21 protein-coding genes are annotated in these 20,615 nt (G+C 68.1%); 12 read left to right on the forward strand and 9 right to left on the reverse strand.

Features of this window, described 5'->3' with window-relative positions; genetic code table 11:
• Positions 1-43 precede the first annotated feature (43 nt).
• The 4 genes from E3O47_RS03725 to E3O47_RS03745 all read left to right on the forward strand — a co-directional run bounded on the left by E3O47_RS03725 (position 44) and on the right by E3O47_RS03745 (position 3,854).
• On the forward strand, positions 44-730 hold the full coding sequence (locus E3O47_RS03725; protein ID WP_134342875.1) for a TetR/AcrR family transcriptional regulator: 687 nt from the start codon (positions 44-46) through the stop codon (positions 728-730).
• Positions 731-1,139: 409 nt separating this feature from the next.
• Positions 1,140-1,937, forward strand: a complete 798-nt coding sequence (locus E3O47_RS03735; protein WP_241986083.1) for a VWA domain-containing protein — start codon at positions 1,140-1,142, stop codon at positions 1,935-1,937.
• Complete coding sequence (locus E3O47_RS03740; RefSeq protein WP_134419534.1) at positions 1,937-2,677, forward strand: SRPBCC family protein; 741 nt, start codon at positions 1,937-1,939, stop codon at positions 2,675-2,677. Before E3O47_RS03735 ends, E3O47_RS03740 begins: the two co-directional genes overlap by 1 nt.
• Positions 2,678-2,711: 34 nt before the next feature.
• Positions 2,712-3,854 (forward strand): XdhC/CoxI family protein, encoded by a 1,143-nt coding sequence (locus E3O47_RS03745; RefSeq protein WP_134419535.1) that lies wholly within the window; start codon positions 2,712-2,714, stop codon positions 3,852-3,854.
• A gap of 8 nt (positions 3,855-3,862) precedes the next feature.
• Here the strand turns inward: E3O47_RS03745 and E3O47_RS03750 are convergent, their stop codons facing one another.
• Complete coding sequence (locus tag E3O47_RS03750) at positions 3,863-6,091, reverse strand: MMPL family transporter (protein WP_134419537.1); 2,229 nt, start codon at positions 6,089-6,091, stop codon at positions 3,863-3,865.
• Between the two features lie 348 nt (positions 6,092-6,439).
• The gene (locus E3O47_RS03755; protein WP_134401631.1) at positions 6,440-6,802 is read right to left on the reverse strand and encodes a hypothetical protein; all 363 of its coding nucleotides are present in this window, start codon (positions 6,800-6,802) and stop codon (positions 6,440-6,442) included.
• 23 nt (positions 6,803-6,825) lie between these two features.
• Between E3O47_RS03755 and E3O47_RS03760 the strand changes: the two genes are divergently transcribed.
• Both E3O47_RS03760 and E3O47_RS03765 read left to right on the forward strand, forming a co-directional pair.
• Positions 6,826-7,080, forward strand: coding sequence for a hypothetical protein (locus E3O47_RS03760; protein ID WP_134419539.1), 255 nt, complete (start codon positions 6,826-6,828; stop codon positions 7,078-7,080).
• 19 nt (positions 7,081-7,099) lie between these two features.
• The gene (locus E3O47_RS03765) at positions 7,100-8,008 is read left to right on the forward strand and encodes a hypothetical protein (protein WP_233191465.1); all 909 of its coding nucleotides are present in this window, start codon (positions 7,100-7,102) and stop codon (positions 8,006-8,008) included.
• On the opposite strand, the gene E3O47_RS03770 is transcribed toward E3O47_RS03765, so the two are convergent.
• Complete coding sequence (locus tag E3O47_RS03770; protein WP_134414987.1) at positions 7,995-8,930, reverse strand: DnaJ domain-containing protein; 936 nt, start codon at positions 8,928-8,930, stop codon at positions 7,995-7,997. The genes E3O47_RS03765 and E3O47_RS03770 overlap by 14 nt on opposite strands.
• 145 nt (positions 8,931-9,075) lie before the next feature.
• Here E3O47_RS03770 and E3O47_RS03775 point away from each other — a divergent pair, with 145 nt between their 5' ends.
• On the forward strand, positions 9,076-9,723 hold the full coding sequence (locus E3O47_RS03775) for a DUF1345 domain-containing protein (protein WP_241976878.1): 648 nt from the start codon (positions 9,076-9,078) through the stop codon (positions 9,721-9,723).
• A 340-nt stretch (positions 9,724-10,063) separates the two neighbouring features.
• On the opposite strand, the gene E3O47_RS15850 is transcribed toward E3O47_RS03775, so the two are convergent.
• Both E3O47_RS15850 and E3O47_RS03780 read right to left on the reverse strand, forming a co-directional pair.
• The gene (locus tag E3O47_RS15850) at positions 10,064-10,228 is read right to left on the reverse strand and encodes a hypothetical protein (RefSeq protein ID WP_158250294.1); all 165 of its coding nucleotides are present in this window, start codon (positions 10,226-10,228) and stop codon (positions 10,064-10,066) included.
• A 69-nt stretch (positions 10,229-10,297) separates the two neighbouring features.
• Positions 10,298-11,011 carry an SOS response-associated peptidase gene (locus E3O47_RS03780; protein ID WP_134342869.1) on the reverse strand — a complete coding sequence of 238 codons (714 nt, stop codon included), beginning with the start codon at positions 11,009-11,011 and terminating at the stop codon, positions 10,298-10,300.
• Between the two features lie 129 nt (positions 11,012-11,140).
• Between E3O47_RS03780 and E3O47_RS03785 the strand changes: the two genes are divergently transcribed.
• Together E3O47_RS03785 and E3O47_RS03790 are read left to right on the forward strand one after the other, a co-directional pair.
• Entirely contained in the window at positions 11,141-11,977 is an 837-nt protein-coding gene (locus E3O47_RS03785; protein ID WP_104102232.1) for a DUF3097 domain-containing protein, read from the forward strand.
• Positions 11,978-12,225: 248 nt separating this feature from the next.
• Positions 12,226-12,429: a cold-shock protein gene (locus E3O47_RS03790; protein ID WP_035840308.1), complete on the forward strand. Its 204-nt coding sequence runs from the start codon at positions 12,226-12,228 to the stop codon at positions 12,427-12,429.
• A 103-nt stretch (positions 12,430-12,532) separates the two neighbouring features.
• Here the strand turns inward: E3O47_RS03790 and E3O47_RS03795 are convergent, their stop codons facing one another.
• Positions 12,533-13,012, reverse strand: a complete 480-nt coding sequence (locus tag E3O47_RS03795; RefSeq protein ID WP_104102139.1) for an Lrp/AsnC family transcriptional regulator — start codon at positions 13,010-13,012, stop codon at positions 12,533-12,535.
• Between the two features lie 106 nt (positions 13,013-13,118).
• On the opposite strand from E3O47_RS03795, the gene E3O47_RS03800 reads away from it, so the two are divergent.
• Positions 13,119-14,417, forward strand: a complete 1,299-nt coding sequence (locus E3O47_RS03800; RefSeq protein ID WP_134419541.1) for an aminotransferase class I/II-fold pyridoxal phosphate-dependent enzyme — start codon at positions 13,119-13,121, stop codon at positions 14,415-14,417.
• An 89-nt stretch (positions 14,418-14,506) separates the two neighbouring features.
• On the opposite strand, the gene E3O47_RS03805 is transcribed toward E3O47_RS03800, so the two are convergent.
• Complete coding sequence (locus E3O47_RS03805) at positions 14,507-16,321, reverse strand: DEAD/DEAH box helicase (RefSeq protein WP_104102145.1); 1,815 nt, start codon at positions 16,319-16,321, stop codon at positions 14,507-14,509.
• A 56-nt stretch (positions 16,322-16,377) separates the two neighbouring features.
• Between E3O47_RS03805 and E3O47_RS03810 the strand changes: the two genes are divergently transcribed.
• The gene (locus tag E3O47_RS03810; RefSeq protein WP_104102147.1) at positions 16,378-17,166 is read left to right on the forward strand and encodes an SGNH/GDSL hydrolase family protein; all 789 of its coding nucleotides are present in this window, start codon (positions 16,378-16,380) and stop codon (positions 17,164-17,166) included.
• 403 nt (positions 17,167-17,569) lie between these two features.
• Here E3O47_RS03810 and E3O47_RS03815 read toward each other — a convergent pair whose 3' ends face one another.
• Both E3O47_RS03815 and E3O47_RS03820 read right to left on the reverse strand, forming a co-directional pair.
• Positions 17,570-18,802 carry a D-alanyl-D-alanine carboxypeptidase gene (locus E3O47_RS03815; protein ID WP_104102150.1) on the reverse strand — a complete coding sequence of 411 codons (1,233 nt, stop codon included), beginning with the start codon at positions 18,800-18,802 and terminating at the stop codon, positions 17,570-17,572.
• Positions 18,803-18,828: 26 nt separating this feature from the next.
• A complete protein-coding gene (locus tag E3O47_RS03820; RefSeq protein ID WP_134419543.1) occupies positions 18,829-19,632 on the reverse strand; it encodes an RNA methyltransferase in 804 nt (267 codons plus the stop codon).
• Between the two features lie 101 nt (positions 19,633-19,733).
• On the opposite strand from E3O47_RS03820, the gene E3O47_RS03825 reads away from it, so the two are divergent.
• A complete protein-coding gene (locus tag E3O47_RS03825) occupies positions 19,734-20,594 on the forward strand; it encodes a Sir2 family NAD-dependent protein deacetylase (RefSeq protein WP_104102155.1) in 861 nt (286 codons plus the stop codon).
• Positions 20,595-20,615 lie beyond the last annotated feature (21 nt).

A 20,615-nucleotide genomic window follows, 5' to 3' on the forward strand; every position in this document is an offset into this window, starting at 1 on the left:
TTGATCAATAACCGTTGGCTAAAGATATATAGACTCAGGTTTCATGTCAACCGATCCGAGCGCATCGCGGCGCAAAGCACCGATCGAGCGGGCGGCGGAAATCGCCCGCGCCGCCCGGGAGATCGCCCTTGACGAGGGCTTGTCGGCCCTCACACTGCGTGCGGTCGCCTCCCGGATCGGGGTGACCCCGGCCCTGGTCAGTCACTACCAACCGAGCATGGACTCCCTGGTGGCTTCCACTTTCGGGGCGATCGTGGCCGCCGAGATCGGCGAGGTGGCGGAGGAGCTGGCGCCCTGCGAGACAGCCGTGGCGGCCCTGCAGACGCTGATCGACACTCTGCTCGGACCCGAACGCAGCACCGTGACCGCGGTCTGGCTCGACGCCTGGAGCCTCGGCCGACGCCACCCTGCGCTCGCCGTGGAGGTGGGCGTTCAGATGGACGCCTGGCAGGCGTTCCTGGCCGTCCTGCTGCACACCGGCTGCGCGCGCGGCGAATTTCGGGCGATCGACCCGGACGCCGTCGCCTGGCAGCTTTTGGCGATCATCGACGGGCTGAACGCGCACGCCATCGTGCGCTACGGCCATGCACAGCGGCTGCGCGGTCTCGTGCGCACCGTCGCCGAACACGAGCTGGGGCTGCGCTCCGGGGCCCTCGGGCCCGGGGACGACTCCGGCCGCCGACCCGAACCTGACCATCCCCCGGCACCGATCACCGTGCCTGTATGCTGAGTACAGACTTCCGGTCATGGTTCTGCTGTGAACGGACGGGCGCTGGTTGAGACAGTGCATGAGGCCCCGGCGATTCGTCGCCGGGGCCTTTCCCGTTGCGGGACCGCCACTGAACCCTCGACGTTCTCCGCTGCGGGACGGTCGCTCCCGGCGGCCGACTCCCCGGCGGCCCGGAGGCGTCCCGATTCGCGTTGACAACCCGGCGGCCCCGGAGCGCTATGTGACACGATTCCAGCTTCTCTCGACCATGTGCGCGCCAGCACGGTCGACGATGCGATCACCCGACTCGAGCGCCATGGTCCGGAGTCCCAGGTCATCGCGGGCGGGCACAGTCGTCAGCCGATGATGGAGCTCCGTCTGGCCAGACCCGAGTGGCTGATCGTCATCAACAAGCTCTTCGAACTGGACTTTGTGCTGCGCGATCGCGGCGGACCAGGCGCCGCTGCTTCAGCCGTCGGTCCTGGCTCCGGACGAGGTCGCCCAGATGCGTCGCCTGGTGCGCCGGATCGCCCTCGCCACGCCGGAATGCGTCAGCAGCCGCACCTGGAAGAGCTCCCGGAGCGCCCCGAGGCTGGACCTGCGCCGCACGGTCAGGGCGGCGCAGCACAGCGGCGGGGAACCGGTGCGCCTGGTCTACCGGCGCCGGCGCACGCGACTGCGCCGTTTGATCCTGCTGTGCGATGTGTCCGGGTCGATGGAGCCGTACACGCGGGTTTTCCTGTCGCTCCTGCAGGGCGCGGTCGCGGGGGCCGAGGCCTTCATCTTCTCGACCGGATTAACCCGGCTGACCCGTCAGCTCGCGGCGCGCGACCCGGACCAGGCTCTGGCACGGGCTGCCGCCAGCACCCAGGACTGGGCAGGCGGCACCAGGCTGGCAGAAAGCATCCGCCATTTCACGGATGCCTGGGGTCGACGTGGCCTCGCCCGCGGGGCCGTCGTCGTGATCATCTCGGATGGGTGGGCGCTGGACGACCCGGAATCTGTGCACACCCAGATGGCCCGCCTGCGGCGCCTGGCCTACCGCATCATCTGGGTCAACCCCAGGAAGATCGCTTTGCACTACCAGCCGGTGGTGGGCGGCATGGCGGCCGCGTTGCCCTTTGTCGACGCGTTCGTCAGCGGGCACAGCTATGCGGCCCTGGCAGAAGTTACGGCGGCGATTCGCACCGACCGTTCGTACCCACACGAGAATACGAGGACCCGTTGATGCACATCAACAGCACGTTCTCCGTCGTCGCACCGATCGACGAGGTGTGGAAGACTCTGATGGACTTCGAACGTGTCGCCGGCTGCGTTCCGGGGGCACAGGTGCTGAACAAGCTTTCGGATGACGCCTATCAGGTCGGAATGAAAGTGAAACTGGGTCCGGTGACCATTCAGTACAGAAGTCAGATGACCGTTCTCGAACGCGATGCGACCGCGCACCGCGCCGTGTTCGAGGGGCGCGCTCAGGAGACCCGCGGCCAGGGCACGGCGCAGGGTACGGCCACCCTCACCCTCGTCGAGGCGGAGGGCGAGACCCAGGGCACGGTCAGTGCCGAGGTGGCGCTTTCCGGCAAGGTGGCCGCGACGGGGCGCAGCATCATCGGCAGCGTCACGGACCAGATGATGGCCCTCTTCGCCGAGAACCTGCAGGCCATGGTCACGGGTCCGGCTCCGGAACCGGCGGTGCCTGCTGCCGGGGCCACGACCGGGAAGACCGCCGAGACGGTCAGTGGGACGGGAACCGCGACGGCTCCGCCCGCCGCACCGCCGGCCCGGCCCCTCATCACGACGGCGCCTACCTCCCGGGCGCCGCAGCCGCCCGCCGAGACCAGCCTGAACGCCCTCGATCTGGCCAAGGGCATCGTGATGGATCAGCTCAGCAGCCTGCCCAGGCTACTCGGCGTGATCGCAGCGGTGGCGTTTGTCGCCTATTGGATCGGCCGCCGCGCCGGCGGTCGGTAGACCCGGATGAGCGAAACCGGAAGGGTCACCACCTGTGCGTGAGGTTCTGAACCCGCTGCTGACGGGATGGCAGGCCGGCGGCATTGCCGGCCTGGCCACCGTCGTGCGCACCTTCCAGTCCGCCCCCCGGCCGGCCGGCGCGTCGATGCTGGTCACCGCCGACGGGGAGGTGGTCGGCTCGGTCTCCGGCGGCTGTGTCGAAAGTGCCGTCTACGACCTCGCGACCCAGGTGATCGAGGATGGGCGGCCGGTGCTGGTGCGCTACGGCATCAGCGACGACGACGCCTTCTCCGTTGGTCTGACTTGCGGCGGCATCCTCGACGTCTTCGTCGAGCCAGTCAGCCAGGTGAGCTTCCCGGAGCTGGCCGCTGTGGAGCAGGACATCACCGGATCGGCCCCGGTAGGGGTCGCGACCGTGATCGCGCACCCCGATCCCAGCCGTCTGGGCCGACACCTGATCATCCGGCCGCACGGCTTCGACGGCGATCTGGGCTCCGAACGGGCGAACCGGGCTATCGGCGACGATGCTCGCGGGCTGCTGGCCGCCGGACGCAACCGCACCCTCACCTACTGTCCCGACGGTGAACGACGCGGTGAGGGCATGCGGGTCTTCGTCAACAGCTACGCCCCGCGCCCACGGATGCTGGTGTTCGGCGCCATCGATTTCGCGGCCGCCCTGGCCCGGCTGGCTTCCTTCCTCGGCTACCGTGTCACCGTCTGCGATGCCCGCGAGGTCTTCGCCACGCCGGCCCGGTTCCCGGAGGCCGACGAGGTCATCGTCGGCTGGCCGCACCGCTACCTGGCCGAGCAGGTCGCGGCCGGGCTCGTGGATGAGCGCACCGTGGTCTGCGTGCTCACCCACGACCCGAAATTCGACGTGCCGCTCCTCAAGGTGGCCCTGACCCGCGGCCCGTTCGCCTACATCGGTGCGATGGGGTCTCGGCGCACTCACGAGGACCGACTGACCCGGCTCCGCGAGGCAGGTGTGGGCGAGGCGGAGCTGGCAAGGTTGCACAGCCCCATCGGGCTGGATCTCGGCTCCCGAACCCCGGAAGAGACGGCCGTGTCCATCGCCGCGGAGATCATCGCCGAGCAGTGGGGCGGCACCGGAGAGCCGTTGGGCAGCCTGGCCGACCGGATCCACCACGACGACCTGGACGAGCCGACCTCGGTGTAGCCGCCGCCCTACTCCCGCATCCCGAAGCGGGCGTAGATCGGATGCAACCACCTCGGCGCCCACCAGAGGCCCTTCTCGAGCGAGGTCATCACAGCGGGAACCACGATGGTGCGCACGAGGGTCGCGTCCAGCAGCACGGCCACGGCGAGGGCGACGCCGATCTGTTTCATCTGCAGCAGATTGCCGGTCGCGAACCCGGCGAACACGATCACGATGATCAGGGCCGCGGAGGAGATGATCCGGCCCGAGCTCTGCAGACCCGTCTCGATAGCGAGCCGCGTGGCCTCACCCGCCTCGTAGTGCTCCTTGATCCGGGCGAGCAGGAACATCTCGTAGTCCATGGCCAGGCCGAAGCCGAAGGTGAGCACGAGGGTCAGAACCAGAGGGTCCACCCCGGCGATCGTATCGGCATCGAAATCGAGCAGGCCTGCGAGATTTCCCTCCTGGAAACCCCAGACCAGGATGCCCACGGAGGCGCCGAGCGAGATGACGCTGATCACGAGGGCGGTGAGCGGGATGACCACGGAACCGGTCATCAGGAAGAGCAGCAGGAACGTGGCCCCGGCGATGATCAGGGCAGCCCAGGGCGCGCTGGCGACCAATGAGTCGACATAGTCGACCGACGCGGCATCCGTGCCGCCGACCCAGTGGTCGAAGTCGGGCCGGTAGTCCCGGATCTCCCGCACAACGGCCGGGCCCGCGTTCTGGTCGACGCCGACGCGCGACACCCAATGCCCGTTCACCAGGGCCGGTGGTGTCGTGCCGGTGACGTTCGGCAGCGTCGCCACCTCCTCGGCCCAGGCCGCGGCGGACGCCTCATCGGTGTCCGAGACGAGCTGCACCAGCGGGGCCGTGGCGAGGGGGAAGTGGTCGTTCAGCGCCGTGACGAACCCGTACTGGGTCGAGGCCTTCGGGATGGCGTCGGCGCCGCCGCTGGACACGTTGATGTTTAGTGCGGGGCTGCCGAGCAGGAGGAGCACGGCGATGCCCCCGAGCGCCACGAGCACGGGCGCCCGTTGCACGCGGCGAGTCAGCCGGGAGAAGACGCCCTCCCGGGGGGCGACGTCGCCGAAACGGGTCAGGAGGGGACCGAGGCCGGGGATGCGGGTCAGCAGGCCCGGCTTCAGCAGCCGTTCGCCGAAGTACCCGAGCAGAGCCGGCACAAGAACGAGCGCCGTCAGGATGGCGATCAGCACCACGGAGACCGCGCCGATGGCGATGGCACGGATAATCGTCGGTTCGAAGACCAGCAGGCCCACCGTGGCGATGGCGAAGGTCAGACCGGAGTAGAGCACCGTGCGGCCGGCCGTGTCCGCCGTGATGCCCACGGCCTGCAGCATCAGCTCGTGACGTTCCGTACGCGTTTCGCTGTCGCCGGCCCGCTCCACGAGTGCCCGGAACTCCTCGCGGAACCGGCTGACGATCAGGAGCCCGTAGTCGATGGAGAGCCCCAGCCCGATCACGGTGATGACGTTGAGCACCGTGGTGTCGATTTCCATCAGGTAGCTGAAGCCGAAGAGGGCCCCGAGAGCGCCGGCGATCGACGCCAACGCCCCGATCAGCGGGATGCCGGCCGCCAGGAATCCGCCGAAGATGACCAGCATCACAAGGAGGGCGATCGGCAACGCGATCAGCTCGCCCTTCTGCAGGTCGGCCTCGGCGACCGCCACCAGGGATTCCACCAGGAGCGGGGTTCCGCCGACTTCCACGGTGGCGTCCGGCTCAAGCTGCCGGACCTCGTCGGCCGCCACGCCGAGCCGTTCTTCCACCTCGCCCAGCAGGTCATCACTGAGGTCACCGTCTGGTGCCACCATCTGGGCGTTCAGCAACAGTCCGGTGCCGTCGGGCACCAGGAGAGGCATCGCAGCCGGGTTCGGCGAGCCGTCAGGGAGCGGTGGGATGGCGAGCGGGTTGATGACCTCTTTTACCCCGTCGACTTCCAACAGGTCGGTCGTGGCCGCGGTGAGGATCAGGCCCAGGTCCGGGGCGGACAGGTCGACGTCGTGGATCAGCAGAGAGAGAGATTCCGTGTCTGCGCCCTCGGTGCCCTGCAGCAGATTGGCTGCCTGGCTGGCCTCGCCTTCAACGGTGGGTCCGGCGCTGGAGAGCCGCTGGAAAAGGTTCTCCCCCGTCACCCCGATCAGTGCCGTCGCCACGCACGCGGCGATCGTGAGCGCCCAGAGCAGCAGAGAGGTGAACCGGTGACGGGCGATCAAAATGCCCAGTGTGCGCAGCATGGCAGAAGTCCTCCGGTCTCAGGCGGCTACCGCCAAATTACTCCACCCGGCGCCGACGGACCGACACCTGTCGGGTGCCGGGACACACCGCGGGAGGTGTACGCTCGGAGTTATGCCCCGTATACCTATGGGGGTATAGTCCGGGTTGGCCTGATCGCTGCCACTTGGGACGAACGTGCGCCGCAAGATCCTTGTCGGTCGAGTCCGGGGCTCTGCGACAACTTCATCCCGAACGAATTCGACGGAGATTCTGCTCTAAACAGCGCCCGTGGGCTAAAAAACGGGAGTTTGACCTAAAATCTCCGTCGAATTGGTTCGAGACCGGAGACGACCAGGACTCACACTCACCTACGATGCCTCGTCGACGATGCCGATGAATGCGTTGCCGATGCCGTCGACCTCGGTGCGACTGAGGCCGGCGGCGGCATCTGGGAGTTCCTCGGATCCGTGGTAGTCACAGGTCAGATAGGTGAAGGCGGGCCACCACTTCTTGGGACGCGCGGCTTCGGAGAACCCGCAGACATCACAACGTAGTTCCACCCAGACCGGCTTCTTGCCGGTGCGGTTGGCCCGAGACTGCACGAGCCACGCCGGCGGGTTGCGCTCGATCTCGGCCAGTTCAGCCTCCGACATCCGGGAGGGCAGTTCGTGGCGCTGCGCCATTTCGATCGGGATATCCAGGCGCAGGGCGGCGATTCGTCGGGTAATCATCTTGACCAAGGATAGGCGTTCCCGTGCCGGGTAGCCTCGTCGGCTACGGCACTCCCTGCGTCAAACTCGACTTTCTCGACCCGTCGACGTCGGCCGAGGCCCGGAGCACCAACGGTGCGATCACGGTGGGGCTGCCGGCGGACGGGGTGACCTACCGGGTGGACGCCCGCGCGACCAACGGCGAGAGTGACAGCGGGTCGGTCCCGAGCGACTCCTCTTCCCGCCGCTCCATCACCGCGGCGACAGCCAACGGGAAGGTGACGGTCGAAGCCCGCTGACCGGTCGAAGGGGCCGCCCATGAAACACTGGGGTATGCGCGATACCGTCTCCCCCCTCGGCCTGCTGCTCGACGTGGACGGGCCGATCGCCAGTCCGGTGTCCCGGACCATCGCCATACCGAGCATCATCACGGATCTGATCAGCCTGGCCGGAGCCAACGTTCCGATCGCATTCATCACCGGGCGGTCGTCGACATTCATCCGCGAGAAGGTTGTCGCGCCCCTCCGCGCAGCCGGACTGCCCGAGTCGATGCGCATGTACGGGGTCTGCGAGAAGGGAGCCGTCTGGTTCCCGATCACTGCCGCGGGGATGGGCGAGATCGTCGTCGATGACAGCGTGGCCCTGCCGACCGCCGCCGTGGATATGCTGCGCAACCTCGTCGTCGACGGGTTCAGCGACACGATGTTCTTCGACGAGACCAAGCAGGCCATGGTCTCGGTCGAGCAGCGCACGGATGCCGACCACGGCCGGTACCAGGCCGCCGCGGTGGAGTTCAACGAGGCCGCATTCGGGGTGATGGTTGAACTCGGGCTGGGCATCCGTTTCGGTGATCGAGTCGTTCCGGACCAGGCCGGCACCGTGGGATTCCGGATCGACCCGACGATCATCTCGACCGACATCGAGTCGGTCACCCTGGACAAGGACCGCGGCGCGGAGCGGGCGCTGGCCTTTTTCTCCGAATCGGGAACACTCCCCCGGGTCTGGCGCTCGGTCGGCGACTCGCGCAGCGACTACCTGATGGCCGACCACCTGCATGCCGCCGGCTATGACGTCTCGCATGTGGATGTGCGGCCGTCCGACGGTATCCTCGAGCGCCCCTACCCCGTGATCGTAGAGGGGTCCCTGATCCACGACGCGGCCGGCGCAGAATTCCTCCGGTACTGGGCCGACAAGCTGGGCCTGCGCGAAGCGGCTACTCCGAACTGAAGCGGATGCCGTCCTGCAGGCGGCTCCGCAACTCGAACACCTTCTCGAAGCTGCCGCGGTCCATTCCGGGCAGCCCGCTGCGCAGCACCCCGATCAGCCGTGACCTCGGCAGCGTGATCACGGTCGGGCGCCGGCCACGTCCGGGGACCGTCAAAGGGTCAGTCAGGGCCTCGTCGGGCAGCACGACCAGCACAGCGGTGAACCTCACCCGCAGCGACTTCGCCAGAGCCCGCACGACACCCTCGACGTCTTCGATCGGACGAACATCGGGGCCGAGGGCGTCACCGACGAGCTCCCCGCGCCGAAGCTGCACCGGCCCGCCCCAGTCCTCGGACAGGACCGCGAACAGTCCCGCCGGGCCGAGCACGACGTGATCGACCTTGCCGCCCTGCATGCCGGCAGACACATCATGCCAGGCCGTGAAGCCGATCCCGAGGGCGGAGACGAGTTGCGCCGTTGATTCCTCGGCCAGAGCCTTCGCCAGCCAATGCCGGATCTCCCGCGGCGCCGAACGGATCAGCGTCGGGGCATACGGGTCATCGATAGAGGTTCCGCGCCCGGCCCATTCCCGAAGCAGTTCGAGGTAACGCTGGCGCGCCTCCCCACCCGGATGGCCGTACATGCGCGCGCGCGGCCCAGCCTGCGTGGCCTGCCCACGGCCGGCTCCGGAGGCGTAGGCGGGGCGCTCCGGCTCGGGGAACGCGTCCGGGTACCGGCGGCGGTCATAGTCGGCGCGCCCCTCCGGGGTTCCCACCCGCTCCCACGCGATCTGAACGAGGTGGAAGGCGGCGGCGTCTCCGCCGACGTCCGGATGCGTGTGGCGCAGCAGGCGACGGTAGGCACGACGAAGTTCGTCGTCACTTGCCGACGGGCTGACGCCGAGTACCTCGTAGGGCGACGCCGCGGTCGGGCTATCTGACATCCAGCGTTCTCTTTCAGCGTTAGTGCGGCCGGCAATGGAACAGCCAGCCAATCGTTCCCTCACACTACCGACCCTGGCTGGCATAACACCGGATGCGCCCCGGGCCTCGGCCCGCAGAGACCCGATTTCATGGCACGATCAGCATATGACGACGCACGGCCAACGCCTCCACCGCTCGAGTACCCGACTTATCGGCATGTTCGCGGTGGGTGTCGTCGTCGCTGTTCTGGCCGGGGTGTGCGGGAGCTGGACCCTGGCTCCGATCGCGGGCTGGGCGGCCGCCTGCGTGACGTATGTCACCTGGGTGTGGATCACCATCGGCCCCATGGACAACCAGAACACGGCCAGCCATGCCACCCGGGAGGATTCGTCCCGAGGTGCCGCCGACATCCTGATTCTTCTCAGCAGCCTCGGCAGCCTCGGCGCTCTGGTGTTCCTGCTGGTGGGGACCGACACCAGCTCGGTCACCGCACGGGGAATCCTGGCGGCGGCGGCGGTGCTCAGCGTCGGACTCTCCTGGATTCTGGTGCACACCCTGTTCACGCTCCGCTATGCCTCGCTCTACTACTCCGGGCCCGACGGCGGGGTGGATTTCAACCAGGCGGTGCCACCGAGTTACGGGGATTTCGCCTACCTGGCCTTCACAATCGGGATGACTTTCCAAGTGTCAGACACCAGTCTGCAAACGCACGCAATTCGGATGACGGCGTTGCGCCACAGTCTGCTCTCGTATCTGTTCGGCTCGTTCATCTTGGCTACCCTGATCAACCTGGTGGCCGGCCTGTTGCGCTGACGAGGCCCGTCAGTCGGCAAACTCCCGGACCGGGCGCACAGTGCTCCCGCCGAAGACGACCACCCACACGCCAGCGTCGCCGTCCACGGTCAGCCCGTCGGGGTAGCCGGCCGCGGCCGGAAAGCCGGCACAGGGAAATAGGCCAGGGAACCGGCCATCCGAGTCGCAACCGCCCTCGTTCATCCCCAGGCCGGGAACATTCGAGAGCACGTCCAGCTTGGTGACCGTTCCCGCGGCGTCTTCGAGCGCGAACCCTCGTTCGAGCGCGAGAACGGATCCGCCGACACTTCGGGGCGGAGGGCCGCCGCGATCAAGCCGACATGGTACCGGGGGCTGCGACCTAGTCGCGGAGGATCTGCACCGGGATGGCCACGGCCAGGGAAACGCAGAGGATGCCGCTGAGGAAGATCGGCAACTGCCAGGCCGTCACCTCGAACGCGAACCCGAACAGCCAGAGACCGAAGACGAAGATGGCCATTGCGACGGTGAAGGCGACGGCGTTCATGGTGCGATCCTTTCGAGCGATGCCCGCACTGCACGCCGGGCCGATGAGTCGAGCGTACCCGGTCGAGCGTCAGACCGTCGACGGCGCCCCGACGGGCTCGATGAGTTCCGGACCGTCACCGCGCACCGGGGCGACCTCGTGATAGCTCAGGCTCTCGACGGTCTCCCGGGCGGCGGCCACCGCGGCGTCGACCAGGGCCTGGTCACCCGGAGTATGGGGGTCGAGCCACTGGTCCCACCATTCTTCCGCCAGGATCACGGGCATCCGGTCGTGGAGGGCGGCCAGGGGACCCTCGGCGTCCTGGGTGAGAATCGTCGCGGACAGTACCCACCGGGCCGGGTCGTCGTCGGCCAGGGCCGGATTGCGCCACCAGGAATAGAGGCCGGCGAAGGCCAGTGGAAGACCGTCGTCTGAGTGGATGAAGTACGGAGTCTTCACGGTGCCGTCCGTGTGCCACTCGTAGTAGCCCGTGGCCGGGACCAGCGCGCGCCGGGAGGCGACCGAACTCTTGAAGGTGGGCTTCTCCGCCGCCGTTTCGGCACGGGCGTTGAAGGTGGCGAAGGACGACTGCAGCTCGGTCGCGAATGAGGGGACCAGGGACCAGCGCGCGCCCTCGAGCCGGCGCACAACCGGCCCGGCCTTGGCTGACTCGAGCACGATCGGGATCTTTTCGGTGGGTTTGATGTTCCACGACGGTTCCGGCAGGTTCTCGCCCTCGTGCTCGACGTCGAACATCGCGGCGAGATCGGACGCCGTGTCCGTGATGATGAATCGACCGCACATGGAGACAGGTTACTACCGGACGCCGACACCCCGGCCTGAGAGCGCAGACCGTGCCGGCCATCCGCTAGCGTCGATTCCGGTGTCGGCGAGGCGCAGGAGCGAGGAAGACCGTCAATGGACGAGCGGAACATGCAGGATCGGTACAGTGCGGATGTACTTTCCCCCGGCTGGCGGGACGCTGGCCGGAAGGTCATTCCGACGCAGGAAGCCATGCCCGATCTGGTCGTCGAAGAGGTCGCGACCGGTTTTTGCGGTGCCGTGGTGCGGATCGAGAAGAAGATCGTCACCCTGGAGGACCGCCACGGTCAACTGCGCCTGTTTCCGCTCGGCGGCGGATTCTTGATTGACGGCGAGCCGGTGGTGCTCGTCGTCCCGGTCAGGGCGGCGCCGCAGGGCCGCGCCCGCACCGCCTCGGGATCGATGGCCGTGCGGGATGCCCCGGCGCGGGTGGCCCGAGCCAGCCGCATCTTCGTCGAGGGCCGGCACGACGCCGAGCTTGTGGAGAAGGTCTGGGGAGCCGATCTACGGATCGAGGGGGTCGTCGTCGAGTACATTGAGGGCGTCGACAACCTCGAGGAGCTCCTGCAGGAGTTCCGCCCGGGACCCACCCGGCGGGTCGGGGTGCTGGTCGACCACCTGGTGCCCGGATCGAAGGAAAGCCGGATCGCCGACGCCGTGGCGCGCGGACCGCACGGCCGGAATGTGCTCGTGGTCGGGCATCCATATATCGACGTATGGCAGTCCGTGAAGCCGAACCGCCTGGGAATCACGACGTGGCCCGCGATTCCGCGCAGCATCGAATGGAAGCACGGGATCTGCGAGGCCCTCGGCTGGCCCCACGAGGACCAGGCCGATATCGCCCGGGCCTGGCAGCGGATCCTGGGTCGGGTGCGCACATTCGCCGATCTGGAGCCGCAACTGCTGGGCCGGGTGGAGCAGCTGATCGACTTCGTCACCACCGAGTAGTGCAGGGTGCGCCCTGATCGGGTCATAACCTGCAATCAACGTAACGCTTTGGAACCGAATTGGCACGGAATCTGGATGCACCGCGGCGATGTGGGCTAGGGTTGTCTCAGTAGTTGTAGTGCTTGCACGTCTTATAACGCGGTGACCTCGGTCGCCGCGGCGTATTCCTTTCGGAAGCGGACGACGAATACCGCGACGAACGGCCTCGAAAGTCGGGGCCTTTCTAACACTCCTGGAGGAGTTTCATAATGGCAACAGGTACCGTGAAATGGTTCAACGCTGAAAAGGGCTTCGGCTTCATCGCTCCCGACGACGGAAGCGCCGACGTGTTCGCGCACTACTCCGCGATCGCATCGAACGGCTACAAGTCGCTCGACGAGAACCAGAAGGTCGAGTTCGAGGTAACCCAGGGCCCGAAGGGTCCTCAGGCCGAGAACATCCGCGCCCTCTAAAGTTCGCAACTGCTCAACTAGCGAGGCGGCTTTCCGAGTCGCATAGCTCACGAGCTTCGACAACGCCCCTGCTTCGGCAGGGGCGTTGTCTGCGTTAAGCGAACTATTTGACGAGGTCCTGCCAGCCGTCACCGTCGACGTACTCGAAGATAAGGTTAGTCTCGGTGTGCGCAACCGCCGGATGCTCCGCCAGATGCTGCAGGACGAAGTCACGCAGGTCCGACGCGTCCGCCGCGGCCACGTGCAGCAGATAGTCGTCGGCGCCGGCGGTGTGGAACAGGCCGATCACCCCGGGCCAGTGCGGCGCCGCCGCCCGGAACGCGTCGATCTGCACGCGGGCGTGCTTGACCAGACGAACCGAGATCAACGCCTGCAGGGACGCGCCCAGCGCGGCCAGGTCGATATTCGCGCGATAGCCTCGGATGTGCCCCAGCTGCTGCAGCCGGCGCAGGCGTAGCGACACGGTCGACTCGGCGACGCCGATCTCCGCGGCCAGCGCCGCACCGGAGGCACGGGCGTTGACGGACAGCGCACGCAGGAGCGCCCGGTCGACCCGGTCGATTTCGGCTTTCTTCGGTTCCATCGGCCTACTCTTTCTTCCGTGAGCAGTTTATGCGAAAGCTTTCGCTGATTCGCAAGGGTCTTCAAGGATGATTGCGCCGTGCGGCAGAATCTGTTTGTGTCTGTGCATGACGCCAACGCTTCCGCTGCCGCCCCTGCCTCCCCGCGGACCTGCCCTGCGGCCATCGGCCCCGCACCCGGACACGGTTGCCGTGCACGGCGGGATGGCCGGGCTGACAGCGGCCGGTTCGCATGTGCCCGTGATCGACCTCTCCACGACCAATCCGCTGGCGGGAGTCGAGTGCGGCGGGGACTCCTACGAGAACCTCGCCACCGGAGGTACGATCCGCGAGGGCGATTCCGCGGTGTACCAGCGACTCTGGCAGCCCGGAGTCGCCCGGTTCGAAACGGCGCTGTCGGCCCTGGAGGGCACCGAGGGCACCGTCGCCTTCGCGAGCGGAATGGCCGCGCTGGCGGCCGTGCTGATCGCATCCGTGGCCGGCGGCACGCCCCACGTGGTGGCCCTCCGGCCGATCTACGGCGGTACCGACCATGTGCTCGCCACCGGGCTGCTCGGTACGACTGTGTCGTGGGTCGATCCCGACGGGGTTGCCCAGGCAATCCGGCCGGACACCGGGCTGGTCATTCTGGAGTCCCCAGCGAACCCGACGCTGGCGCTGACCGACATCCGTGCCGTGGTCGCGGCGGCCGGCAGCGTGCCGGTGCTGGTCGACAACACGTTCGCCACCCCGGTGCTTCAGCGCCCGGTCGATTCGGGCGCCACGCTGGTGCTGCACAGTGCGACCAAATTCCTGGGCGGCCACGGAGACGTGATGGGCGGCACGGTCTCCGGCCCCGAGCACTGGATGGTGCGCCTGCGCCAGGTGCGGGCCCTGACCGGCGGTGTGCTGCATCCGTTCGCCGCGTATCTGCTGCACCGGGGGCTGCGCACGCTGCCGGTGCGTGTGCGCGCCCAACAAGCAACCGCCGGCGCCGTCGCGGAGCGCCTCGCGGGTCACCCCGCACTGGCCCGGGTACTGTACCCAGAGCTGCCCGGGCAGGACCCGCTGGGGCTTTTGGGCCGTCAGGCGAACGGGGCCGGGTCTATCATCGCCCTCGACCTCGCGGGCGGTTTCGATGCGGCCGTGCGCTTCACCGAGGCTTGCACGCTGATCACGCACGCGGTCTCCCTCGGCGGCGTGGACTCGCTCGTGCAGCATCCGGCCTCCCTGACCCACCGCCCGGTCGAGGCCGGCGCCCGGCCCGGTGCCGGGATCGTGCGCCTTTCGATCGGCCTCGAGCACGTCGACGACCTGCTCGCCGACATCCTCGCCGCCTTGGACGTAGTGATGGACGTCACTCCCGACGGGGCGAAGGTCGTGGTGCCGAACACCGCGGCCGCCGAACCCCAGGACGCCGTCGCCTGAGAAGCCGATTCGGTCGAGAGTAGCCGTTCAGCGGGTCACTCCCGCCCGGAACGGGCACCGGCAACGCTCAAATGCGGTTCCGCCGCGGGTCAGCTGCGGCCGAGGCGGCGGCGGAGCAGGTCGATCCGTTTTTGCAACTGGGTGACGCTGGCCTGTGCGACGGCGGGCCCGCCGCACTCGCGCCGGAGTTCGGCGTGCACCATGCCGTGGGGTTCGCCGGCGAGCTTCGACCACATGCCCACCAGACTCGCCAGCAGCGTGCGCTGCTCCTTGAGCGTGCGATAGAGCGGTGGCGGGTCCACCGGGGCGACCTCGCCGGTGACGGGATCCTTGCGTCGGTCGGTGGAGCGCTTGGCTTGCCGGTGCTGGCGCTGACGCAGCAGCTCGGAGACCTGCTCAGGCTCGAGCAGACCGGGGATGCCAATGAAGTCGAACTCCTCGTCGGTGCCCGGTTCCGCCAGCTCGCCGAACTCGTCGCCGTTGAACATCACCATGTCGAAGGTGGCCTGGGAATCGATGGCCTGCCAGGTGAATTCCTCGCCGAGGTCGTCGGAGGCCTTCTCCGACTTGTTGGCGTCGGCGACCATGGCGTCTTCGGGGTTGTACATGCCGTCGTCGCCGTCGTCGCGGTTGCTGCGGTCGAGGGCGTGGTCGCGCTCCAGCTCGAGCGCGTTGGCCAGGCTGAGCAGGCTGGGCACATTGGGCAGGAAGATGGACGCCGTCTCACCGCGGCGCCGGGCCCGCACGAACCGGCCGATGGCCTGCGCGAAGAAAAGCGGTGTGGAGGCGCTGGTCGCGTAGACGCCCACGGCCAGGCGCGGCACGTCGACCCCCTCCGACACCATCCGCACGGCCACCATCCAGCGCGAGGTGTTGTGCGCGAACTCGTCGATCCGGTCGCTCGACTCCTTCTCATCGGAGAGTACGACGGTCACCGACTCCCCCGAGATCTCCTGCAGGATGGCCGCGTACGCGCGCGCCATGGTCTGGTCGGTGGCGATGACGAGGCCACCAGCATCCGGGATGCCGTGGCGCACCTGGGTGAGGCGCAAATCGGCGGCGCGCAGCACTGCGGGGATCCACTGCCCGGTGGGTTCCAGGGCGGTGCGCCAGGCCTGGGAGGTGATGTCCTTGGTGTTACCCTCGCCGAGTTTGGCTTCCATCTCGTCGCCGGCGCGGGTGCGCCACTTCATATGCCCGGCGTAGACCATGAACATGACCGGGCGCACGACGCCATCTTCGAGGGCCCGGCCATACCCGTAGTTGTAGTCGCTCTGGGACAGACGGATGCCGTGCTCGTCGGGCAGGTAACTCACGAACGGGATCGGCGAGGTGTCAGATCGGAACGGGGTGCCGGTGAGCGAGAGGCGTCGGGTGGCCGGCTCGAACGCCTCCCGGATTGCGTCACCCCAGCTCAGCGCGTCCCCGCCGTGGTGCACCTCGTCCAGGATTACAAGGGTGCGGTTGGACTGGGTCAGCTGCCGGTGCAGCGCCGCCCGGCTGGCCACCTGGGCGTAGGTGACGGCAACGCCGTGGTAGTGGTTGCCGTAGCGACCGTTGGCGTTCTTGAAGTTGGGGTCGAGCCGGATGCCCGCCCGCGCCGCGGCATCCGCCCACTGGCGCTTGAGGTGCTCGGTGGGCGCGACCACCGTGATGCTGTCGATCAGTCGGCGGGCCTTCAGCTCGGCGGCGAGCCGCAGAGCGAAGGTGGTCTTGCCGGCGCCCGGTGTCGCCGCGGCGAGGAAATCACGTGGCTGGTGCACGAAATACGCTTCCAGCGCTTCCGCCTGCCAGGCCCGCAATTTGCCGGCCGTGCCCCACGCGGCACGCTCCGGGAACGAAGGCGAGAGATGCTCGGCTGCACTCGTCCCCTGGGCAGGACCGAAAGGGGGTGGAGTATTCACGTCATACGAACTTACCCGGTGAACGGACTGCCGTGATGCGGGGGGAGAATGGAGCAATGACGACGCCGATGCATCCGTGGTCCCGCTATGTCGCCCTCGGGGACTCCTTCACCGAGGGGGTGGGTGATCCCGAGCCGACGAGTCCGGGTGGGAACCGGGGCTGGTCGGACCGGGTCGCCGAGGTGCTCAGCCAGGGCACACCGGACTTCGCCTACGCGAACCTCGCCGTGCGGGGCAAGCTGATCCGCCAGATCAGCGTGGAACAGGTGGAGACGGCGCTTGCGCTGCATCCGGATCTGATCACTTTCTCCGGGGGCGGCAACGACGTACTCCGGCCGGGATCCGACCCCGACCTCATCGCCGCCCGGGTCGAGGAGCAGGTGCTCCGGCTGAGTCGCGATAACGCCACCATCGTGCTGTTCACGGGCGCCGATGTGGGCTTCTCCCCCGTTTTCCGTGGTATTCGGGGCAAGATCGCGATCTATAACGAGAACCTGCGCGCGGTCGCGACGAAGTATGACTGTGTCGTCGCCGACCTCTGGTCGCTGACCGAGATTCAAGATGCCGGCATGTGGTCTGCGGACCGGCTGCACCTGAACGCCCTCGGCCACCATACCGTCGCTCGGATGGTGCTTTCCGATCTCAACGTGCCCAATGCCCTCGAACCCCGGAAGCCCGAGCCAATGCCAGGGCGCACCTTCCGGGAGGCCCGCACGGAGGACATGCAGTGGGCGCGGGAGTACCTGTTGCCGTGGGTTCTGCGCCGTATCCGGCACCAGTCCTCCGGCGACCACGTGCTGCCCAAGCGCCCAGATGCCCGGCCGTTCAGCCAGCCCCGGCACTAGACCGGCTCGGCGGCGGCGAGCCCGCGCCGCCCTTCGTCCGGCCGACGGTGTCCGGTCACCAGCGTCCGGTCACCAGCGTCCGGTCACCAGCGTCCGGTGTCGAACCAATTCGACGGAGATTCTGGGGAAAATGCGGGTTTCCGATTGATTACGGCCGAGTTTGAGAAAAAACTCCGTCGAATTCGTTCGGGCAACGGGGCTACGGGGCGGAGCGCGAGAGGTGGGCCCGAACCCGACAGGCGCTGCTTCGGATCCGGCCGGAAATGTGGCTAACTCAGGAGATCCGACCGGCTGGGGCGGGCATCGTCACCGGTTCGGCACTGGTCCACAGTGGCCGGTGAGCGCGGGCGACGGATGTCCTGAGTTGGCCACACGCGCGGGCTCGGCCCGGCCTCACGTGCGACTAGCCCGCGGCCAGCTCGGCCGGGTGGGTGAAGCGCCAGGCGGCACCCGGGTCGGTCAGCTCGCGCTCGAGCACCAGCGGCACGCTCACCGTGGTCTCCCCCACCTGGAAGTCGATCGCACCGGCCGAGTCGCCGACCTCCCCGAGGGTGACCGGGCGCGCCGCCGGGACGGCCGTGATGGGCGTGTCCGACCAGACCACGGCGAAGGCCGCCTCCGCGGCGACCGCCCGACTCTTCTGCCCCCACTGGGTGGCGTAAGTCGCGTAGGCGGCACCCTTGTCGGCCAGGCTTACCGCGCGGAAACCGGGTTCGACGCTGTCGAGCAGGTCCACGATCGACGCATTCAGCTCGGGATGAGTGTCGCCGCCGAGCATGACGCCGACCAGGGTGATGGTCTCGCCGCCGACCGTGAAGTCGGCCGAATACAGGAGGCAGGCGCCTGCCTCGTCCGTGGTTCCGGTCTTCATCCCGGTGACACCGTTGGAGCCGAGGAGCTTGTTGGTGTTGGTTACCGTGCCGACGGTCGGCAGGTCGGACGTCTCCATGGACACGATCTCGGCCAGGACGGAGTCGGCCAAAACAAGCTTGCCAATCTTGACCAGGTCGCCCGGACTGCTCACGCTGGCCGGCGACAGCCCACTGGTGTCGGCCACCGCGGTGTCGGTCAGACCGTTCGCGGCCAGCCAGGTTTCGGCCTCCGCCAGGTAGGCATCCACGGAACCGAATGCCCAGATCGCCAGTGAAATGCTGTAGTTGTTCGCGGAGGGCAGGAGCATGGCCTCGAAGGCCTCACGCTGGCTGAGCACCATGCCGGCGGACACGGGCGCGACCGAGCCGTCCTCGGCCAGCACGTCGTAGTAGATGTCGACGTCGTCGTCGGTGAACCGGATGTCCGGGCCGGGCTCGTTCAGGCTCAGGGGTTTCTCCTCGAGCAGCACGAGTGCGGTGACCATCTTCGTGATGCTCGCGATCGGCATCGATTCCTGGTCGCCGGTGGAACCGAGCAGCCCCGGGTAGCCGACCGCACCGATGGCGCCCGCACCGGCATCCGGCCAGATCAGCTCGGCGGCCGGCTGGGTGAGCGCGGCCGGTTCGATCAGTTCGACGGCCGCGGCCGGCACCGGGGCCAGCCCCGTGCCGGCCAGGTAGCCGACCCCGCCCAGGGTGAGAACCAGTGCCGCCGCGAAGGCAACCCGACGGCGAAGGAACGTTTGGCGTCGGGTCAGTGGCATCCGACGACTCTACCAAGCGCCCGCGTTCAGACGCGCAGAGCGTACAGCGCGACGGCGCTGGCCGAGGCCACATTGAGCGAGTCGACGCCGTGGAGCATGGGGATCGTCACGACGGTGTCGGCGGCCGAGAGAGCCTGGGTGCTGAGCCCATCGCCCTCGGCGCCGAGAATCAGGGCCAGCCGTTCCGGCGCGTTCCCGGCGAACTGCGGGAGGCTGACAGCGTCGTCGGACAGTGCCAGGGCCGCGAGGTGAAAACCGGCCCCGTGCAGCATCGGGGCGGCCTCGCTCCATTCCGGCAGTCGGGTCCACGGCACCTGAAGCACCGTGCCCATGCTCACCCGCACACTGCGCCGGTAGAGCGGGTCTGCGCAGCGCGGCGTGATCAGGACGGCGTCCGCGCCGAGACCGGCGACCGAGCGGAAAATGGCGCCCACGTTGGTATGGTCCACGATGTCCTCGAGGATCACAATGCGCCGCGCCTCCCGGATCACCTCGTGCACCGGCGCCAGATCCGGGCGGTGCATCGCCGCCAGCGCACCGCGGTGCAGGTTGTAGCCGGTGAGCCGTTCGAGAACGGATGCCGCGCCGACGTACACGGGCACGTCCGGCCAGTCCGCGAGCAGCGGCAGCACGTCGGGCAGCCACTGCTGCTGCAGTAGCACGGACCGCGGGCGGTGGCCGGCCGCGAGGGCTCGGGTGATGACTTTGCTGGACTCGGCGATGTACAGCCCGCCGGCCGGTTCGGAGACACGGCGGAGCGCGACATCTGTCAAGCGCGAGTAGTCGGCGAGACCGGGCAGGTCAAGGTTTTCGATGGGGACGATCTGCACAGCGGGACGCCTTTCACGGGGATGTTCCGTCCAGCCTGCCAGTTCCCTCCCCCAGTCGAAAACCGGCGAGTTTAGACTCGGTGTACACAGGATGGAGCTCCATGACCACCGAAACGCTTCCGGTCGCCATCGGCGCCGCTGCCGCCGCTCTGGATGCCGTGGCCGAGGTGCTCCGCGGTCGCCACATCGCGGTGCTGACCGGAGCCGGTCTGAGCACCGATTCCGGCATTCCCGATTACCGTGGGAAGGGTGCCCCCGTGCGCACCCCGATGAACTTTCAGACCTTCGTCGGCGACGAGCGGGCGCGCAAGCGTTATTGGGCCGGCAGCCACCTCGGCTGGCACCGGTTCCGCTCTGCGGAGCCCAACCTCGGGCACCGGTCCCTCGCCCGGCTGGAGCAGAGCGGACTGATCAGCGGGGTCATCACGCAGAACGTGGACGGCCTGCACACCCGCGCCGGGTCGCGGCACGTCGTGGACCTGCACGGGTCGTTGGACCTCGTCGTCTGCCTGGACTGCGGTCAGGCATTCGGCCGCGACAGTGTGGCCGCGCGCCTCGAAGCGGCCAACCCGACACTGATGACACCGGGCGACGTGCGCACAGCCCCCGACGGCGATGCGGAGGTGTCCGACATCGACGGTTTCACCATTCCCGACTGCACGGTCTGCGGCGGTATGCTCAAGCCCAACGTCGTCTTCTTCGGCGAGCTGGTGCCGACGGTGAAGTTCACCGAGGCAACGGCGCTCGTCACCGGTGCGGAGGCCCTGGTCATCGCCGGCTCGTCCCTGTTTGTGAACTCGGGCATCCGTCTGCTGGAACAGGCCCGGCGCCGCAAGCTGCCGATCGTCGTGATCAACCGCGGCGAGACCAAGGGCGACGGCCGGGCACTGCTCAAGCTGGAGGCAGGCACGTCGGAGTCGCTGGCGGGGCTGGCCGACCGCCTCGCCGGCGCACCGGCGTGAAACAGGCCCGGTCCACCACCA

The sequence above is a fragment of the Cryobacterium sp. TMT2-17-1 genome, assembly GCF_004402765.1.
Classification (GTDB): domain Bacteria; phylum Actinomycetota; class Actinomycetes; order Actinomycetales; family Microbacteriaceae; genus Cryobacterium; species Cryobacterium sandaracinum.

Excerpts from the sequence above, each read along its gene's own strand:
- E3O47_RS03785 (WP_104102232.1), top strand. The coding sequence starts at position 11,141 with ATGCAGGATCGGTACAGTGCGGATGTACTTTCCCCCGGCTGGCGGGAC.
- E3O47_RS03725 (WP_134342875.1), top strand. The coding sequence starts at position 44 with ATGTCAACCGATCCGAGCGCATCGCGGCGCAAAGCACCGATCGAGCGG.
- E3O47_RS03780 (WP_134342869.1), bottom strand. The coding sequence starts at position 11,011 with ATGTGCGGTCGATTCATCATCACGGACACGGCGTCCGATCTCGCCGCG.
- E3O47_RS03795 (WP_104102139.1), bottom strand. The coding sequence starts at position 13,012 with ATGGAACCGAAGAAAGCCGAAATCGACCGGGTCGACCGGGCGCTCCTG.
- E3O47_RS03765 (WP_233191465.1), top strand. The coding sequence starts at position 7,100 with ATGAAACACTGGGGTATGCGCGATACCGTCTCCCCCCTCGGCCTGCTG.
- E3O47_RS03800 (WP_134419541.1), top strand. The coding sequence starts at position 13,119 with ATGACGCCAACGCTTCCGCTGCCGCCCCTGCCTCCCCGCGGACCTGCC.
- E3O47_RS03755 (WP_134401631.1), bottom strand. The coding sequence starts at position 6,802 with ATGATTACCCGACGAATCGCCGCCCTGCGCCTGGATATCCCGATCGAA.
- E3O47_RS03740 (WP_134419534.1), top strand. The coding sequence starts at position 1,937 with ATGCACATCAACAGCACGTTCTCCGTCGTCGCACCGATCGACGAGGTG.
- E3O47_RS15850 (WP_158250294.1), bottom strand. The coding sequence starts at position 10,228 with ATGAACGCCGTCGCCTTCACCGTCGCAATGGCCATCTTCGTCTTCGGT.
- E3O47_RS03790 (WP_035840308.1), top strand. The coding sequence starts at position 12,226 with ATGGCAACAGGTACCGTGAAATGGTTCAACGCTGAAAAGGGCTTCGGC.
- E3O47_RS03750 (WP_134419537.1), bottom strand. The coding sequence starts at position 6,091 with ATGCTGCGCACACTGGGCATTTTGATCGCCCGTCACCGGTTCACCTCT.
- E3O47_RS03775 (WP_241976878.1), top strand. The coding sequence starts at position 9,076 with ATGACGACGCACGGCCAACGCCTCCACCGCTCGAGTACCCGACTTATC.
- E3O47_RS03815 (WP_104102150.1), bottom strand. The coding sequence starts at position 18,802 with ATGCCACTGACCCGACGCCAAACGTTCCTTCGCCGTCGGGTTGCCTTC.
- E3O47_RS03770 (WP_134414987.1), bottom strand. The coding sequence starts at position 8,930 with ATGTCAGATAGCCCGACCGCGGCGTCGCCCTACGAGGTACTCGGCGTC.
- E3O47_RS03810 (WP_104102147.1), top strand. The coding sequence starts at position 16,378 with ATGACGACGCCGATGCATCCGTGGTCCCGCTATGTCGCCCTCGGGGAC.
- E3O47_RS03825 (WP_104102155.1), top strand. The coding sequence starts at position 19,734 with ATGACCACCGAAACGCTTCCGGTCGCCATCGGCGCCGCTGCCGCCGCT.